Source organism: Pseudomonas sp. B21-040, from assembly GCF_024748695.1.
Classification (GTDB): domain Bacteria; phylum Pseudomonadota; class Gammaproteobacteria; order Pseudomonadales; family Pseudomonadaceae; genus Aquipseudomonas.
In genome coordinates this window covers 2,746,286-2,762,556 of record NZ_CP087176.1, presented here as the reverse complement: position 1 = coordinate 2,762,556, position 16,271 = coordinate 2,746,286, and the positions used below count along the sequence as shown (strand labels likewise).

The 16,271-nt window shown below is 57.5% G+C and carries 18 protein-coding genes and 1 pseudogene; 16 read left to right on the top strand and 3 right to left on the bottom strand.

Features of this window, described 5'->3' with window-relative positions; translation table 11 throughout:
• Window positions 1–147 precede the first annotated feature (147 nt).
• The 6 genes from LOY55_RS12745 (at window position 148) to LOY55_RS12720 (ending at window position 4,437) form a co-directional block, all read left to right on the top strand.
• Entirely contained in the window at window positions 148–957 is an 810-nt protein-coding gene (locus LOY55_RS12745; RefSeq protein WP_109784615.1) for a DUF2092 domain-containing protein, read from the top strand.
• Entirely contained in the window at window positions 954–1,145 is a 192-nt protein-coding gene (locus LOY55_RS12740) for a hypothetical protein (RefSeq protein WP_077430316.1), read from the top strand. The genes LOY55_RS12745 and LOY55_RS12740 overlap by 4 nt, the downstream gene beginning before the upstream one ends.
• Window positions 1,146–1,439: 294 nt before the next feature.
• Window positions 1,440–2,321, top strand: coding sequence for a DUF1906 domain-containing protein (locus tag LOY55_RS12735; RefSeq protein WP_109784614.1), 882 nt, complete (start codon window positions 1,440–1,442; stop codon window positions 2,319–2,321).
• 33 nt (window positions 2,322–2,354) lie between these two features.
• Window positions 2,355–2,492 carry a hypothetical protein gene (locus tag LOY55_RS12730; protein WP_258668011.1) on the top strand — a complete coding sequence of 46 codons (138 nt, stop codon included), beginning with the start codon at window positions 2,355–2,357 and terminating at the stop codon, window positions 2,490–2,492.
• Window positions 2,493–3,007: 515 nt separating this feature from the next.
• A complete protein-coding gene (locus LOY55_RS12725; protein WP_258668010.1) occupies window positions 3,008–3,460 on the top strand; it encodes a hypothetical protein in 453 nt (150 codons plus the stop codon).
• A gap of 47 nt (window positions 3,461–3,507) precedes the next feature.
• Entirely contained in the window at window positions 3,508–4,437 is a 930-nt protein-coding gene (locus tag LOY55_RS12720; RefSeq protein WP_223524610.1) for a hypothetical protein, read from the top strand.
• A 112-nt stretch (window positions 4,438–4,549) separates the two neighbouring features.
• Here the strand turns inward: LOY55_RS12720 and LOY55_RS12715 are convergent, their stop codons facing one another.
• Window positions 4,550–5,218 (bottom strand): ATPase, encoded by a 669-nt coding sequence (locus LOY55_RS12715; protein ID WP_258668009.1) that lies wholly within the window; start codon window positions 5,216–5,218, stop codon window positions 4,550–4,552.
• Between the two features lie 236 nt (window positions 5,219–5,454).
• Between LOY55_RS12715 and LOY55_RS12710 the strand changes: the two genes are divergently transcribed.
• The 3 genes from LOY55_RS12710 (at window position 5,455) to LOY55_RS12700 (ending at window position 7,944) form a co-directional block, all read left to right on the top strand.
• A complete protein-coding gene (locus LOY55_RS12710; RefSeq protein ID WP_258668008.1) occupies window positions 5,455–5,931 on the top strand; it encodes a hypothetical protein in 477 nt (158 codons plus the stop codon).
• A 107-nt stretch (window positions 5,932–6,038) separates the two neighbouring features.
• Complete coding sequence (locus LOY55_RS12705; RefSeq protein ID WP_258668007.1) at window positions 6,039–6,947, top strand: alpha/beta fold hydrolase; 909 nt, start codon at window positions 6,039–6,041, stop codon at window positions 6,945–6,947.
• Window positions 6,948–7,203: 256 nt separating this feature from the next.
• Window positions 7,204–7,944, top strand: a complete 741-nt coding sequence (locus tag LOY55_RS12700; protein WP_258668006.1) for a hypothetical protein — start codon at window positions 7,204–7,206, stop codon at window positions 7,942–7,944.
• Window positions 7,945–7,982: 38 nt separating this feature from the next.
• Here the strand turns inward: LOY55_RS12700 and LOY55_RS12695 are convergent, their stop codons facing one another.
• A complete protein-coding gene (locus LOY55_RS12695) occupies window positions 7,983–8,786 on the bottom strand; it encodes a hypothetical protein (RefSeq protein ID WP_109784607.1) in 804 nt (267 codons plus the stop codon).
• Between the two features lie 145 nt (window positions 8,787–8,931).
• Window positions 8,932–9,042 (bottom strand): CstA-like transporter-associated (seleno)protein, encoded by a 111-nt coding sequence (locus LOY55_RS12690; RefSeq protein WP_256577239.1) that lies wholly within the window; start codon window positions 9,040–9,042, stop codon window positions 8,932–8,934.
• 327 nt (window positions 9,043–9,369) lie between these two features.
• Here LOY55_RS12690 and LOY55_RS12685 point away from each other — a divergent pair, with 327 nt between their 5' ends.
• The 7 genes and pseudogenes from LOY55_RS12685 to LOY55_RS12655 all read left to right on the top strand — a co-directional run bounded on the left by LOY55_RS12685 (window position 9,370) and on the right by LOY55_RS12655 (window position 16,155).
• Window positions 9,370–9,975: an SCO family protein gene (locus LOY55_RS12685; protein ID WP_258668005.1), complete on the top strand. Its 606-nt coding sequence runs from the start codon at window positions 9,370–9,372 to the stop codon at window positions 9,973–9,975.
• Window positions 9,975–10,448, top strand: a complete 474-nt coding sequence (locus LOY55_RS12680) for a copper chaperone PCu(A)C (protein WP_109784605.1) — start codon at window positions 9,975–9,977, stop codon at window positions 10,446–10,448. Before LOY55_RS12685 ends, LOY55_RS12680 begins: the two co-directional genes overlap by 1 nt.
• 164 nt (window positions 10,449–10,612) lie before the next feature.
• Window positions 10,613–11,960 (top strand): annotated as a pseudogene (locus LOY55_RS12675) (flavin-containing monooxygenase).
• Window positions 11,961–11,981: 21 nt separating this feature from the next.
• Entirely contained in the window at window positions 11,982–12,398 is a 417-nt protein-coding gene (locus tag LOY55_RS12670) for a RidA family protein (protein ID WP_046027689.1), read from the top strand.
• A 152-nt stretch (window positions 12,399–12,550) separates the two neighbouring features.
• Complete coding sequence (locus tag LOY55_RS12665; RefSeq protein ID WP_077430323.1) at window positions 12,551–13,228, top strand: DUF1028 domain-containing protein; 678 nt, start codon at window positions 12,551–12,553, stop codon at window positions 13,226–13,228.
• Window positions 13,225–14,373 (top strand): acetylornithine deacetylase, encoded by a 1,149-nt coding sequence (gene argE, locus LOY55_RS12660; RefSeq protein ID WP_258668004.1) that lies wholly within the window; start codon window positions 13,225–13,227, stop codon window positions 14,371–14,373. Before LOY55_RS12665 ends, argE begins: the two co-directional genes overlap by 4 nt.
• A gap of 366 nt (window positions 14,374–14,739) precedes the next feature.
• Entirely contained in the window at window positions 14,740–16,155 is a 1,416-nt protein-coding gene (locus LOY55_RS12655; protein WP_109784601.1) for a cytosine permease, read from the top strand.
• Window positions 16,156–16,271: the final 116 nt, after the last annotated feature.

Here is a 16,271-nt window from a genome sequence, read left to right as displayed (position 1 = left end):
GACAACATGGACTGGATCAAACGACCAGATTTGATCATTGAGTAAATGCGATTAGCGGTCGGGCAATACGCGGCGCAATGACGGTGATGGAACTAACGTTGTAATTCCACGCTGGTCAACCCGGCATTCCCGAAGCGGTGAACTTCCATGGAAAAGATCGCCCGTAAGTTAATCCAACCCTCGGCCGTTCGTGTCGCTGGGGCCGGGCTGGCGCTGATTCTCGGCTTGAGCCAACCGATCATTTCGCTGGCAGATGAGGCGTACGCCAAAAATTTGCTAAAGAACATGTCCGACTATATGTCAGCGCAAAAAAACATATCGTTCAACTACGACACCAACTTTGAAGTCGTCACCAAAGAAAAACAGAAACTTGCCCTCGCCGCTTCCGGCACGACGGTAATCAGCCGGCCAGACAAAATACGCAACATCCGCACTGGCGGATTTGCAGATATCGAAATGCTGTATGACGGTAAGACGCTGACTGTGCTGGGCAAAAATGTGAATGCCTATACGCAAGTGCCCATCACCGGCACGCTGGATCATTTGATTGATGAGTTAAGGGTTAAGTACGACAGGCCAATAGCCGGTGCCGACCTGTTTGGGTCCAACCCCCAGGAAGCGTTGATGGTGGGAGTGACCGACATAAAAGACTTGGGCAGCGGCGTCATCGGTGGCGTCGAATGCGATCACCTGGCCTTCAGAACCAAGGAAGTTGATTGGCAAATCTGGATCGCTCAAGGCGAGCGTCCTTACCCTTGCCGCTATGTCATCACCTCAAAACAAGTCGAGGGTGGTCCGCAGTACAGCATTCAGTTGAGTGACTGGAAAACGGGCACAGAGGTTGCCGCCGACGACTTCACGTTTGATAACTCGACGGATGCCAAGAAAGTCGACTTGAAAGACGTGCCCAACGGCGATGACTTACCGAAAAACTTTGTGCGAGGACATGCCAAATGAACGGCTTGATAAAAACCGGTGGCTTGGTGCTGGTGGGCTTTGTTCTGGTCGCAGCGCTCGAACTCGGCGAAACCCTATCGATCCCGGGCGTACACAGTGTCATTTCCTCGGCCGAAGCCGTCGTAGGACGCCCTCTTACTCCGGTCAGCGTTTCGGGTGTGGCGCGGCGTAGCAATCGGCGTGATTGAAGGGCCAGTGCTTATAACGATTGATTATAAATTGAAAACTTGCCGGACTTTTCGGCCCGGCAAGTAACAAAACAAATATAAAATACCGGTGCAAAATATTTAAATATTCTCATTTTTTTATCAAACCTTGTCACAACCAATTAACACTGACTCATAACTTTTACAACTTTCGTCATACGTGAATTTCCTCGCATATTGACGCACTTGCAAAACACGCCTTTTATATATGTCCGAGCCCAACCTTCTCGGCTCACGCAGTTGGCAAAGTGCGCTCCCCCTGAAAGGAAACTTATCATGCTCATTATCGACACCCCCTACAACACCACGACAAAACTCCGTTGCCTGTCGAAAGAAAACGTAAAAACTGTTATCCGTTATTACAACTTCAGCAACTCAAAAACGTTTCCAGACAAATGCTTGACGCTTATAGAGGCGCAGTCCATTTGCGCGCAAGGCATGAACATCGCCGTGGTGTTTCAACAACGACAGGACAATGCCGCCGATTTCTCGGAAATCAAAGGCTATGAGGCGGGACGCAGAGCCTACCGATACGCCCTCAACGACATCGGGCAACCCGAGGGATCGGGGATCTATTTCTCTGTCGACTTCGATGCCAGCACCAACGAAATCACCAGCGACATCATTCCTTATTTCCAAGGGGTGCAGCGGGCGTTCAACGAGATCTCCGGTGCTCAGCCAGCCTATCGGGTGGGTATCTATGGCTCTGGCGCAACGGCCAATGCGCTGACAAAAAACGGCCTGTGTTCACTGGTATGGCTGGCCATGTCGTCCGGATTTCGCGGGACCAAAGACGCAATAAAAAACGGCACCTATCACATCGAGCAAAAAGCCCCATCGGCAAAATTGTGCGGCCTGGACCTTGACTACAACCTCATCAATCCCCAGCACGCCAACGATTTCGGGGCTTTCGTTCTACCGGTCGAAACCTCGGTAGTCGCGACATCTCATGCCGCCGCTACCCACGAAGTGATATCGCGCACCAGCCTCAGGCTGCGCGGCGGCCCTGGTACCGAGTACAGCGTGGTGAGCAGCTTGAAGCCCGGCCAGTTGGTTACCGCGAAACCGGTCAATACCGAATGGTCGAGTATCGATCTTCAGGGTGACGGGTTGATTGACGGGTTTGCGGCTTCGGCTTTTTTGAAAGAGTTGAGTTGATTACCGGGCTGTTTCAATCGAGCAGGAGGCACCATGGCCCTTGAACGCGGTGAAACGCAGTTGATCCCAGGCGTACACAACACAATTTCCTCGGCCGAAACCGTCGTTGGGCGCCCGCTCACCCCGGTCAGCGTTTCTGGGGTGGCGCAGCGTAGTTCGCGGCGTGATTGAGCGATCAGGATTTGCAATTGTCAGTGATAGTTGAAACGCCTACCGGGCCACTAGGCCCGGTAGACATGGGTCCCCCCTTAAGTCCAGAAGCAACTACTCGGACGACCGCTGAATTATCTCAAAACGAAACATTCAATATTATCTAATAATCTAATCACGGTTGGCCGACAGATTTAACAAAGGCTACGCTGTACTTCCAACAGCAACTGGCAATAGCGACTTAAATAGAAAATCAACACAGGGAAATTAAGCATGGGAATTTTCCCAGCGGGAATAATCTCCACTATAAAAAATTGCGCCTATCAAGCGGATAAACTTGCACGCTCTGACTTGATTGCCAACCACATCACGACCGAAAACGATTACACCTCTAATTTCACCAGTTTTTCCGACACAGTATTAACGCATTAAAAATTTTCGGTTTAAGTTCACGCATCCAACAACTTCACCCCCCGCATGAGCGAAAATTCGGCGCCGATGGGTGCATCATTTTCCACAACATCACCAATCACACCATGAAGGTTGGTATTTTTGAAGCCAAGTGGCCCCGGCTGAGCACTCATAAAGACTGCTGGGATTCAATTCAAACCACGAAGAACACATCACACTTTCACGACCAGCTTCGTCGGCAAGCAACAAAAGCAAATGTGTGGGCCATTTGGGAAATGTTTTATTGTGAGTTCCCGTTTAGAGGACAACCCGCCTTTATGCCGCCAGAAGGGTCAGCGTGTGTTTGGCATTCGCCAGCTTACGCAGCTTCTAACAAAAGGCCCAATCCAGCGATTGCCTGGCGGGATAGCGATCTGGAGCAATTGCTCAAAAACCATCCGATGACGATATCTGAAGTTATTACCGATATCTGTGAATGCCACGAAGGAGTGGAGTTACCCGCCACAGGTTTCGACGAACTGTTCCAGGGTGCTATCACCCCTGAAGAAGTGCTGATAGTTGAATATTTTGCTTCATGACCACAGACCACCATCGTCCCTCTTCAAAGCAATTTTAGGACTTTGATATGAACCTTCCAGAACCTGACTTAGTGGCGATTCTGCAAGCTGGATATTGGGGCCCCACCGCTGAAGACAGCTCGGATTTTTATGGTGAACAAATCCCTGCTCAATGGGTCAAGCAATGGGTTGAGCAATATGACCCGCACAAAATCGAGTCCACGGCAGGCCTCGGCGCATTGACCCTGATTACCGCAGCTGCGGCGTGGGGAGTGACCCCAGGGGGCCTGCTCCCGGAGGATCCGGAGGGAAAGCAGTGGAAGGGTGCACAAAGAGGCAATGATGGAAAACACCTGATGAGCTATGCAGTGGGGGGTGTGGGTGTCGACCATACAGACAGCGCTCAACTCAAGCGCTTGTTCGACTTTATTAAACTAAATCATCCAACGCTGGCCCCCAAGGCAGACCAATTTTTCAATCTGCGCGGGATCAACTTCGACAATATCCGGGCTAGAGGTGGAGTCTGTTCTACGCCACGCTCGGAAATCACCCTCGATCTTGACGCAAAACCGTTCGCTCACGACATCTATGGCGGCGGTAGCAGCTACTGCGGTGCACACATGAACGGCGCAACGACGCTGGAAGACTGGCAGATTTTCCGGCATTGGATACGCGCAGCCTTACGCCAGAAAGATGTTCAGAGTTTTATCATCAATCAATGGCTGACGAACGTCTGGGTGCCTTCCTACCAAGCGGTTTTGGCGGCAGGAGGTTCTGTAGAAGAAGCGATGATCAATAGCCGCATTAGAAACTCGAGCCCAGTCACCGCAAAGTGTGCAATTGACAAGGCAAACCAGGTCGCTGACGGCAAACGAATCGAAACCCAACTAAAGGCCTACACAGACCCTGATTGCAAGGGGAAAGCGCGCCATAGCGAGCGTTTCGGCGTGATGAAGAGACCCATGGTGCTCTACCGGCATTTTCGCCAGCAACCCTAATGAACTCAGCGATAACCCGCACATCGACTCACAAGTTTGAGATTGCACGGTAGCCCCGGCAATTGAATTGAATTCAATAACCGTGCTGAAGCTGAGCATCGGGAGGCCAGGTTCAGTTACTCGCCACCTGCGCCACAGTGCCCGCAGTCACCAGCGCTTTAAGCGAAGCATCAAACTGCTTCAGCGCATTCACTTGCAGCTCAGTCTGCCGGTCAATCTGCGCTGCAATCTCCGGGGCCGCTTTGCCATGCACCCAGACCGAAGGCATTTGCTGAGCGCGTGAACCTTCGGCCTTGCCGATGTACTGCAGGTTCGCATCGTAGAACTTGGCCATGAACCGCGCTTCAACCTGATTGTTGCGCTTGGACACCAGGCGGCTGTAGGTGTCCAGCATCACCACCACGTCGGGGCGTGCCTGCACCAGCGCATCGAGGTTGTCGTAGACCGTCACCGAGCCGAACTCTTTTTGCAGCGAGCCCATCAGCCAGTTGATCGCAAGCTGCGGGTCGGAACTGTTGACGAAGGCGTTGCTGATGCGCGAATCCAGTTGAGGGTTTTTCGCACCGTTCACCGCCACCGCATGGTACTGCTCAAGGTATTGGAGGGTGTTGAGGGTGTTTTCACTGTAGAGCACGCCCACGGTCTGGGCATGTTGCAGATGGGTTGTACTGTCGGCGACCGGCGGCAAATGGCACGACTGGTCAGCCGCGTAAGCCGGCACGGTGGTGGCGACGCTGCCGGTGAATACGGCGATAAAGGCCAGCAAGGTAGACATTTTCATCGCTCAGGTTCCTTCAAAGGCGAGTTCGGTATGCAGCTATCCTCCTCCCTTGGCGAAAAAACAGAACTTGCATTCCTTGATGGTGATTATTGATTAAACGAATGGTTGGGCAACGGGCCTGAATCGGACCTGGCGTGCGAAACCTCTCAATAGGAAAACGCTGCCCGTCGCAAAGCGCGGCTTTCGGTCTACGCTGTTCTGACGTCCCTTTTCTCTATCATTCATGGAGCACAAACTTGAACTGGACTGCTTCTGCCGCTATCGCCTTGACCCTATTGTTCTCACTCTCAAGCCCTGCCTTCGCTGATACGCCCGCCCTGAATGAAGCACGCGCACTTGTCGCCAAGGCACACATGGGCAGTAATCTCCCGGCCATTGCCATGTCGACGGCGCAGGGAACGGTGTCCTACTCGATGATTGCCGAGAAGCTCGGCAGTGCCGACGCCGACCGTATCGTTTCCGAGGAAATCACCGCATTGCTGCCCAAGTACCAGCCAAAATGGGACGAGAACCTGGCACAGGCCTATGAAAAGTCATTCTCTGAAGAAGAACTGGCTTCGCTCGTCGCGGACGGTCCGACCTCACAATACGTCGAAAAAGTAAAAGCACAGAATGCCATCGTCGGCAACGAGATGCGCTCGACTTCAGAGCCGATTGTGAGCGAACTGGTGACCGAAGCACTGAAAGAGACCATGGAAAAACGTGTCCAGTAACGGACAGCAAATCTGTCTTTGAAAAGCCGTCTACGCTGCTGCAATCGGTATCCCGCTCAGGCTGGGGGGGTACGCGACATTCCACGCGTACGTTGGGAGACACCGTTATGTTGCGCACCCTGCTGACCACTGCCTTACTGCTTGCGCTGAGCCTCCCGGCGCAGGCTGGGGTGACGCCGTTCCCTGCGGCGTTCCAGACAAAAGACATCAGCGTCGAAGGCGTCAAGATCCATGTGCGCGTCGGCGGCAAGGGGCCTGCCGTGGTGATGCTGCACGGCTTTGGCGACACCGGTGACATGTGGGCGCCACTGGCGGCGAATCTGGCCAAGGACCACACGGTCGTGGTGCCGGACCTTCGAGGCTTGGGGTTGTCGTCGATACCGGAAAGCGGCTACGACAAAAAGACCCAGGCCGGTGACATCCGCGGGGTATTGGCGGCACTGGGGATCGAGCATTCGGTGGTCATCGGCCACGACATTGGCACGATGGTCGCCTTCGCCTACGCCTCGCGTTATCCGCAGCTGACTGATCGCCTGGTCGTCATGGACGCGCCGGTACCCGGCATTCCACCCTGGAACGATATCGTGCGTTCGCCGATGCTATGGCACTTCGACTTCGGCGGACCGGACGCCGAACGCCTGGTGGCAGGCCGGGAACGCATCTACCTGGACCGGTTCTGGAACGAGTTCGCAGGCGACCGCAGCAAAGTCGATGAAGCCACCCGCCAACATTACGCCAAGCTCTATGCCCGCCCCGGCGTCATGCACGCGGCCTTCGCTCAGTTCCGCAGCATTCGCCAGGACGCGGCGGACAACGAAGCGTCGATGAAGACGCGGTTGACCATGCCGGTGCTGGCCATCGGTGGTGAAAAATCCTTCGGAGCCAATGAGGCGATCGTCATGCGTAATGCGGCGGACAACGTGACCGAAGTGGTGATACCGGGGGCCGGTCACTGGCTGATGGAAGAAGCGCCGGCAGCGACTATTCAGGCGATTCGCGATTTCATTGCACAGTGATGCCAATCGACAGGGACGAGTGATTGGCAATGCAGTTCCACGGCGAGGCGGTCAAATGATCGCCACGCTGTTTCATGGCTTGATACAACCCCGTTACGCCAGCTGTTACCTGCCGGTCCGAATCAGTGTTGATGACCACTGCGACTGTAACGCCAAGACACTTCGCCGCCCTTTTCTGCCCGCCTACAGTGAAGCCGTCAATGTGCTAACAGGGCCATTGATTGCCCAACATATCACTCCAAGGAATAGGGAAATCATGAGTAAATCCACTGCGGTAAGTGCCCATCAAAAACAGCTGCATGATGACGTGCAGGCGGCCGTCAAATCGATCATGGCCGCACCAACGGCCTTGAAAACCACCGACTACAGCAAGGTCCTGACCTCAACCCTGGCGGCCACGCAAAAATCGGTGAAGATCCAGATCGCATCCGGCGACCTGACCACGCTGAAACAGTCCGGCTACAAACTGTGCTTTGCCAAGAAAGTCGGCACCGAAGCGTACAACGTGGTCTGGCAGTCCTATGTCGCCTACTTGAGTAACAGCACCTTCAGCTGGACCCCGCAATATCAGCTGTTCGGTTCCAACTCGTTCCAGGCCAACGTGCAAGTGGATGTCTCGACCAACATCGTCAATATCGGCCTGGGCCAACAGTCAGTGCTCGATACCTCAGGCCTGCTGGGTTCGGCGACGAGCGGTGGACCCGATACGTCTATTACCCTGATAAACAACTACGGAGCCATTCACCCGGGCATCAGCCAATTGTCCACCGGCATCGATGGCAAACAGGTCAGCACGCCGATCTACGTGGCTTCCAATCAGATCGTCACCGGCTCCACGGTGTTGACCCCGGTCGAAACCATATTGGTCTGGTTCGAACAGAACGTGCAGACCAGCACCATGTTCAGCACTTCGCGCTCTCAATCCGTCGAAATCGATCTGACTTTCGACAACACTGCCACCCGCCTCTACTCCGGCGGCAGCTGGACCGTCGTGTAACACGGCATCCGGGGCGACCTTGCGGTTGCCCCGCTTTCTCAAGCGTCACCGTCGCCCCGGGCGAAATACCCGGTCAATGACTGGCAGATAGACTCCGCCAAATCTTCCTGAGTGGCGATGCCGTAAGGTCGATTGCGATCAAACTGCTCTGACCAGCGAATTCGCCCCTGCGCAATATCGATCAGGCGCACCGAAGCCCGGACCCGGGTCGATTCAACCCGCACGCTGCCCTCCAGTGAATAACTGCCGCGCCCGGCCCGCACCAGGTCCGGGGCTTTGACGCTGTTGCGCGCGACCTTCATCAATACGTGGTTGCCTAGGCTTTGCGTCTGCTCGAATGACTCGAACAGCTTACAGCTCAACTCTTCGCACAAGCCCCGGGCGAAGTCATCGCCGTCGCGGGTGATGCAGGTGAATGGCTGAATCTGCAAGACCGGATGGCGAGTCGCGATCCCTTTGGGCCTGAGCCGCTGGTAAGCCAGCCGATAACACCCGGCCGGTATGCTCAGGCGTATCGCGTCTTGTTGGCCGGTGGTGGCGTAATGGGTGGTGAGCTTGCGTCGCAACCGCCCCACTTGCACGCGCACCACCGGATCATCGCCCGTGCAGTAAATCGCCGGATCACGGCGAAACACCGCCAGGCCGATGGCGTGCTCGGTGAGCGCAATGTTCGGACATTGAAGGTCATGATCGACCAGAAAGCGCAGCAGACTGCCCATTCGCCGGGACTTGGAAAACACCGGGCTGGCCAATAGCTGCGCCAATACCCGCTCCATTTCTTCACGATCAAGTGGTCCGGGGACACCCTCGGCACTTGAATTGCCAACGTGCTTGATCACCATTGCCTGCCTCCGTGCAGGTTATCGACAATCACTCGTCGTACTCCATGGCCACGCGCAACGCCCGCCCTGAAGTGGCTCGGGCGCTGCAATGTCGAAGCTTAGCAGCCGTAGAATATTGTGCTGAGCGCAACGCTCACAGAGGCATTCAGCAGCAACGCGTCGTGCATTGCTTGCCGCCGTAGCGGGCCTCCTGACGCTCGCGAATAAACATCGAATGGCTCATGACCGGCTGATCTTGTAGCAGCTGCCGTAACACCGACTTTGTAGCAGCTGCCGAGCCCGCGAGGCTGCGTTCGGCTGCGCAGCAGTCGTAAACCCTGAGTGCGCGGTGAACCTGACACACCGCATTGTCTGATCTCACGACTGCTGCGCAGCCGAACGCAGCCTCGCGAGCTCGGCAGCTGCTACGGGATCGCGTTATGGCCACTGATCCGCATTTTTCTGCCGACTCTGCCGCTGTACTGGTACCAGCGCTGGTCCGACAATGAGCAACGCACCGCAACAGTTTGTTAATATCCACCCGCTTTTTTCGTCTGATTTATCAGCCGCCACAGATTTCACGTCGCTACACAGGATTTTCCCCATGAGTACGTTGTATACCCGTCGCACTGTCCTGCGCGGCATGAGCCTGCTGAGCCTCGGCCTGTTGGTCGGCTGCGATGACAGCAGCAAGCTGTCGTACAAGTACGGCAAGGACCTCAGCGACAACATCATGGGCCGTACCTTCAAGCTCAAGGACGCCGACGGCGAAACGAAGATGCTGACCAGCTATCGCGGCATGATGCCGATGGTTTTCTTCGGCTTCACCCAATGCCCGGCGGTGTGCCCGACCACCCTGGCCCGCGCCGCCCAAGCGAAAAAACTGATGGGCCGCGATGGCGAAAAGCTGCAAGTGATCTTCATCACCCTGGACCCCGAGCGCGACACGCCACAGATGCTCGACAAATACGTCAAATCGTTCGACCCGACGTTCGAAGCGCTGCACGGCACGCTGGAAGAAACCGCCGCCACCGCGAAGGAATTCGGCGTGTTCTTCGAAAAAGTCCCGAACGGTGACAGCTACACTCTCTCCCACACCGCGACCAGTTACGTCTTCGACTCCCGGGGCAATCTGCGCCTGGGCCTGTCCGCATCCCTTACCGCCCAAGAGTGCGCAGAAGACCTGCTCACCGTCATGGAGGTCTGCTAATGACTTCAACCCCCTTCAAGCGCATCAAACAACTGGCCCTGGGCCTGTCCCTGATCGGCCTGGCCTTTCAGGTGTCGGCTCAAACCCAGGTCCAGGACGCCTGGGTTCGCGCGACTGTGGCCGACCAACCGTCGACCGGCGCCTTCATGACCCTGCAAGCCGACAGCGACAGTACCCTGCTGAGCGTGCAGTCCCCGGCGGCAAAAACCGTACAGATTCACCAAATGAGCATGAAAGACGATGTGATGAGCATGCGTCAGGTCGACGCTGTGCCGCTGCCGGCCGGCAAGCCCGTGAACTTCGACCCGCATGGCTACCACGTAATGCTGATTGACCTGACGGCTCAAGTGAAAGAAGGCGATAAAGTGCCGCTGACCCTGACCGTGAAAAATGCCAAGGGCGAGCAGGAAACCATCGAAGTACAAGCCGAAGCCCGGGCACTCGGCACGATGGACCACAGCAAGATGCATTAAGGCGTTGGGCGTGATGCCCTGACCGTGCAACACCCTCCCTCCAGACCCGCCACCCAGGCGGGTCTAAACGTTCTGCCTCAGTTATTTATACTCAAATGCCAGCTTAATAATATTTTACCGATACAGGGGTGATCCCTAGTCTTGAGCCCAAGAGATGGCAGGCCATAAGCGACCTGAATCCCACTTCGAAGGGTAGAGAGATGACCACAGAAAAAACAAAAACAGACACGCTGATCGTTGGCGCCGGTCAGGCTGGCGTGGCCATGAGTGAACACCTGAGCAAACTTGGCGTGCCGCACCTGGTGCTGGAGCGCAACCGTATTGCCGAGCGCTGGCGCACCGGGCGTTGGGATTCGCTGGTGGCCAATGGTCCGGCCTGGCACGACCGTTTTCCCGGCCTGGAATTCGACGACCTCAGCCCGGACGGCTTTGCCCCCAAAGAGCGCGTGGCGGACTACTTCGAAGCCTATGCGAAAAAATTCAACGCACCGGTACGCACCGGCGTCGACGTGCTCAAAGTCGAGCGCAATGTCGGCCGTCCGGGCTTCACCATCGAAACCTCCGAAGGCGTGATCGAGGCCAACCGTGTGGTAGCCGCCACCGGGCCGTTCCAGACGCCAGTAATCCCGCCTATCGCGCCTAAAGATCAACCGTTCTTGCAGATCCACTCGGCCGACTACCGCAATCCCGGTCAACTGCCGGAAGGCGCTGTGCTGGTGGTTGGCGCCGGCTCGTCAGGGGTGCAGATCGCCGATGAATTGCAGCGCTCCGGCAAACAGGTTTACCTCTCGGTCGGTGCGCACGACCGCCCGCCTCGCGCCTACCGCAACCGCGATTTCTGCTGGTGGCTGGGTGTGTTGGGTGAATGGGATCAGGCCGCGATGAAACCCGGTCGCGAACACGTGACCATCGCGGTCAGCGGTGCACATGGCGGCAAGACGGTCGACTTCCGGGGGCTCGCCCATCGCGGCATGACCCTTGTCGGTCTGACCCAATCGTTCAACGGCAGTGTGGCGACGTTTCAACCGAACCTGGCCGAGAACCTGGCGCGCGGTGATGAAAACTACCTGGCGCTGCTCAATGCCGCCGACGCCTACATCGAAAGCAATGGTCTGGACCTGCCGGAAGAACCTGAAGCGCGCATGACCTTCCCGGATCCGGAATGCGTGAAGAATCCGATTCTTGAACTCGATCTGGCCAAGGCCGGCATCAACTCAATCATCTGGGCCACCGGTTTTTGCCACCGATTACAGCTGGCTGAAGGTCAACGCCTTCGACGACAAGGGTAAGCCAGCGCACCAGCGCGGTGTGTCGAGTGAGCCGGGGGTGTATTTCCTCGGGCTGCCATGGCAGTCGCGTCGCGGTTCTTCGTTCATCTGGGGGGTGTGGCACGACGCCAAGTACGTGGCCGATCACATCGCCATCCAGCGTTCGTACCTCGACTACCACGATACGGCGCAGCGTCAGGCTGAAAGCGTGCCGGTCGCTCACAAAACCACGGTCAGTGCTTGATTTTTTATTCAGGAGTTTCAGATGTCCACGCCAACCCATACCCGAATTCGCATGTTCAACACCAAGGAAACCTACCCGAACCAGAGCCTGGACAACGATTTGTGCCAGGCCGTGCGGGCCGGGAATACCGTTTATGTTCGCGGCCAGGTCGGGACTGATTTCGAAGGCAACCTGGTCGGTCTGGGCGACCCGCGCGCGCAGGCCGAGCAAGCGATGCGCAACGTCAAACAGTTGCTGGAAGAGGCCGGCAGCGATCTCAGCCACATCGTGAAAACCACGACGTACCTGATTGATCCGCGCTATCGCGAGCCGGTTTATCAGGAAGTCGGCAAGTGGCTCAAGGGCGTGTTCCCGATTTCCACCGGGTTGGTGGTGTCGGCGTTGGGGCAGCCGCAGTGGTTGATGGAAATTGATGTGATTGCGGTGATTCCTGAATAGACCGGGTCGCCGCCATCGCAGGCAAGCCAGCTCCCACAGGTTAGTCGTCGTACGCAAATCTGTGGCCACTGAAGATCCCTGTGGGAGCGGGCTTGCCCGCGATGGCGTCCGCCCAGACACCTTATTCGCCAGGCTAAACAAGGAGCACAACCATGACCTTCTCCATCGCCGCCCGTTGCCCTGAAACCGGTCAGTTCGGCATTGCGATCAGTTCCTCCAGCATCGCCGTCGGCGCCCGTTGCCCGTGGCTGCTTCCGGGTGTCGGCGCGGTCTCCACGCAAAACATCACCCTGCCCTCGCTCGGCCCGGAAACCCTCGCCCTCATGGAGCAAGGCCTCGCGCCTGCCGAGGCGCTGGACAAAGTCCTGACCCGCAACGGCTACAGCCAATACCGGCAAATCACCGCCATTGACCACCTCGGCCAGACCGCGCATTTCAGCGGTGCACAAACCCTGGGTAACCACAATGCCGTGTCCGGCGAACAATGCGTGGCGGCCGGCAACATGCTGGCGGATCGCTCAGTGATCGAGGCTATGGTCCACGCGTTCGAGCACGGCGAAGGTCAACTGGCCGACCGCTTGCTGGCCGCCATGAAAGCCGCCATCGCGGCTGGCGGTGAAGCCGGGCCGGTGCATTCGGCGGCATTGGTGGTGGTCGGTGAACTGACCTGGCCGATCATCAACCTGCGGGTGGATTGGGCGGACGAAAACCCGATCGGTCAGTTGGAAAAACTCTGGGACGCCTACCGTCCACAAGTCCAGGACTACATCGACCGCGCCCTCGCCCCTGACAAATCCCCCGGTTACGGCGTCGCCGGAGACGACCGATGAGCCACAGCCTCGATTTGCTGAAAACGCTGGTGGCGTTCGACACCACCAGCCGCGAATCCAACCTGCACCTGATCGAGTTCGTTGGCGACTACCTCGAAAGCTTCGATGTGCCGTGCGAACTGATCTACAACGAGCAGCGCAGCAAGGCCAATCTGTTCGCCACCCTCGGCCCGGCGCATCTGCCGGGCATCGTGCTGTCGGGACACACCGACGTGGTGCCCGTCGACGGCCAGCCGTGGACCGTTTCGCCGTTCGAACTCACCGAGCGCGACGGCAAACTCTACGGTCGCGGCACGGCGGACATGAAAGGCTACATCGCCTGCGTGCTCGCCCTGGTGCCGTCGCTGGTGAAGGCCACGTTGCGCCGGCCGGTGCACATTGCGCTGTCCTACGATGAAGAGGTTGGCTGCCTCGGCGTGCGCTCGCTGCTGACGGAACTGCAACAGCGTCCGGTCAAACCAATGCTGTGCATTATCGGTGAACCGACCGAACTGAAACCGGTGCTCGGGCATAAAGGCAAACTGGCGATGCGCTGCGATGTTCACGGCCAAGCGTGCCATTCCGCCTACGCGCCGCAGGGGGTCAATGCGATTGAATACGCCGCTGAATTGATCGGTGAGCTGGGACGCATCGGTCACCGACTGAAGGCGCCGGAGCTTCACGATGCGCGGTTCGATCCGCCGTTCAGCACCGTGCAAACCGGCGTGATTTCTGGTGGCAAGGCATTGAACATCGTCCCCGCCGATTGCCGTTTTGATTTTGAGATTCGCGCATTGCCTTCGCATGATCCCAGCGAGGTTGCGCAGGAGCTCAAGGCCTATGCCGAGCAACAAGTGTTGCCGCGCATGCGTGCCGTGAGTGAACAGAGTGAGATCCGCTTCAGCGAGTTGTCGGCGTATCCCGGTTTGGTGACGGATGCGCACAGTGAAGCAGCGGAATTGATTGCTTTATTTTCGGGCTCAAGAGCGTTCGGCACCGTGGCATTCGGCACCGAGGGCGGCCTGTTCGACGCTGCCGGAATTCCCACCGTCGTCTGCGGCCCCGGCAGCATGGATCAGGGCCACAAACCCGACGAATTCGTCAGCCTCGAACAGCTCAACGCTTGCGATGCCATGCTGCAACGGATGCTGCTATCGATCAGCTAATCCGCCCCCTACACATCCCCCTGTAGCAGCTGGCGAAGCCTGCGTCCGGCTGCGTAGCAGTCGTAAAATCTGACGGCTCGGTGCATCGGGAAAGACCGCGTGCGCAGGGTTTACGACTGCTACGCAGCCGGACGCAGGCTTCGCCAGCTGCTACATGTTGCGCGGTGTTTCGACGATCCAACCCCCTCTAATCCCACAGTTTTCTAGCGACCAACCGGCATACATTTTTTAACGTCTATACCCACAATCTTACTAATTTATCTCTCGCCACCCACCGCACATCATCAACTCCAACAAGAAAAGCGTCGCCCTGTGCGGCGCTCACCGAAGTACGTCCACGTACTCAAAATTGCCTTGGAGTCCGTCATGGTTACCGCTGCAACCACCACCGCCCCGCTCATTGAAAAACACACCATCGGCTACGTGCCGCCCGAAGATCGCCACGGCAAAACCCGCGACCTGTTCACCCTCTGGTTCGGCGGCAACATCGCGCCGTTGCCCATCGTCACCGGCGCCCTCGGCGTGCAAATGTTTCACCTGAACCTGGTGTGGGGCATCGTCGCCATCCTCGTCGGCCACCTGGTCGGCGGCGTGCTGATGGCGCTGCACTCGGCGCAAGGCCCGCAGATGGGCATCCCGCAAATGATCCAGAGCCGCGCCCAATTCGGCTCCCTCGGCGCACTGCTGGTGGTGCTGATCGCCGGCGTCATGTACATCGGCTTCTTCGCCTCCAACATCGTCCTCGCCGGCAAGTCCCTGCACGGTGTAGTCGACAGCGTTCCGGTGCCGGTCGGCATCGTCATCGGTGCCCTCGGTTCCGGCATCATCGGCATCATCGGCTACCGCTTCATCCACGTGCTCAACCGCATCGGCACCTGGGTGCTCGGCGCCGGCATCGTGCTCGGTTTCGGCTACATCTTCACCCACGTGCAGACTGCCGACTTCCTCACCCGTGGCAGCTTCAACCTGTCCGGCTGGCTCGCCACCGTGTCCCTCGCCGCGCTCTGGCAAATCGCCTTCGCGCCGTACGTCTCCGACTACTCGCGCTACCTGCCGGCCAACGTGCCCGTGGCCGCCACGTTCTGGACCACTTACCTGGGCACCGTGCTCGGCTCCAGCCTCTCGTTCATCTTCGGCGCCGTCGCCGTCCTCGCCACGCCCGTCGGGATGGACACCATGGACGCCGTCAAACTCGCCACCGGCTCCATCGGCCCGCTGATGCTCGTGCTGTTTTTGCTCAGCGTCATCAGCCACAACGCCCTCAACCTCTACGGCGCCGTGCTGTCGCTGATCACCCTGGTGCAAACCTTCGCCTACCGCTGGATCCCCACCGCAAAAAGCCGCGCCGTGCTCTCGGTATTGATCCTCGCCGCCTGCTGCTTCGCCGCCGTCGGCGCCTCCGCCAACTTCATCGGCCACTTCGTCGACATGGTGCTGGTGCTGCTCGTAGTGCTGGTGCCGTGGACCGCAATCAACCTGATCGACTTCTATGCGATTCACAAAGGTCATTACGACATTGATTCGATCTTCAAGGTCGATGGCGGGATTTACGGGCGGTACAACCCACAGGCGTTGTTGGCGTACGCGATCGGGATTGTGGTGCAGATTCCGTTCATGAATACGCCGCTGTATGTCGGGCCGATTTCGGAGCACATCAATGGGGCTGATTTGTCCTGGTTGGTCGGCCTGCTGATCACCTCGCCGCTCTACTACTGGCTCGCCAACCGCGACACCGCTTACAAACGCCGCCTCGCCACCGGAAAACTGGCCACCTCGATCTAACTAACCCTGCAACTCCATGTGGGAGCGGGCTTGCCCGCGAATGCGGAAGGCCAGGTAAAATTGAATGACCTGACAGACCACCATCGCGAGCAACCCCGCTCATGCCTAAACCACAA

Excerpts from the sequence above, each read along its gene's own strand:
- LOY55_RS12745 (WP_109784615.1), top strand. The coding sequence starts at position 148 with ATGGAAAAGATCGCCCGTAAGTTAATCCAACCCTCGGCCGTTCGTGTC.
- LOY55_RS12740 (WP_077430316.1), top strand. The coding sequence starts at position 954 with ATGAACGGCTTGATAAAAACCGGTGGCTTGGTGCTGGTGGGCTTTGTT.
- LOY55_RS12735 (WP_109784614.1), top strand. The coding sequence starts at position 1,440 with ATGCTCATTATCGACACCCCCTACAACACCACGACAAAACTCCGTTGC.
- LOY55_RS12730 (WP_258668011.1), top strand. The coding sequence starts at position 2,355 with ATGGCCCTTGAACGCGGTGAAACGCAGTTGATCCCAGGCGTACACAAC.
- LOY55_RS12725 (WP_258668010.1), top strand. The coding sequence starts at position 3,008 with ATGAAGGTTGGTATTTTTGAAGCCAAGTGGCCCCGGCTGAGCACTCAT.
- LOY55_RS12720 (WP_223524610.1), top strand. The coding sequence starts at position 3,508 with ATGAACCTTCCAGAACCTGACTTAGTGGCGATTCTGCAAGCTGGATAT.
- LOY55_RS12715 (WP_258668009.1), bottom strand. The coding sequence starts at position 5,218 with ATGAAAATGTCTACCTTGCTGGCCTTTATCGCCGTATTCACCGGCAGC.
- LOY55_RS12705 (WP_258668007.1), top strand. The coding sequence starts at position 6,039 with ATGTTGCGCACCCTGCTGACCACTGCCTTACTGCTTGCGCTGAGCCTC.
- LOY55_RS12700 (WP_258668006.1), top strand. The coding sequence starts at position 7,204 with ATGAGTAAATCCACTGCGGTAAGTGCCCATCAAAAACAGCTGCATGAT.
- LOY55_RS12695 (WP_109784607.1), bottom strand. The coding sequence starts at position 8,786 with ATGGTGATCAAGCACGTTGGCAATTCAAGTGCCGAGGGTGTCCCCGGA.
- LOY55_RS12685 (WP_258668005.1), top strand. The coding sequence starts at position 9,370 with ATGAGTACGTTGTATACCCGTCGCACTGTCCTGCGCGGCATGAGCCTG.
- LOY55_RS12680 (WP_109784605.1), top strand. The coding sequence starts at position 9,975 with ATGACTTCAACCCCCTTCAAGCGCATCAAACAACTGGCCCTGGGCCTG.
- LOY55_RS12670 (WP_046027689.1), top strand. The coding sequence starts at position 11,982 with ATGTCCACGCCAACCCATACCCGAATTCGCATGTTCAACACCAAGGAA.
- LOY55_RS12665 (WP_077430323.1), top strand. The coding sequence starts at position 12,551 with ATGACCTTCTCCATCGCCGCCCGTTGCCCTGAAACCGGTCAGTTCGGC.
- argE (WP_258668004.1), top strand. The coding sequence starts at position 13,225 with ATGAGCCACAGCCTCGATTTGCTGAAAACGCTGGTGGCGTTCGACACC.
- LOY55_RS12655 (WP_109784601.1), top strand. The coding sequence starts at position 14,740 with ATGGTTACCGCTGCAACCACCACCGCCCCGCTCATTGAAAAACACACC.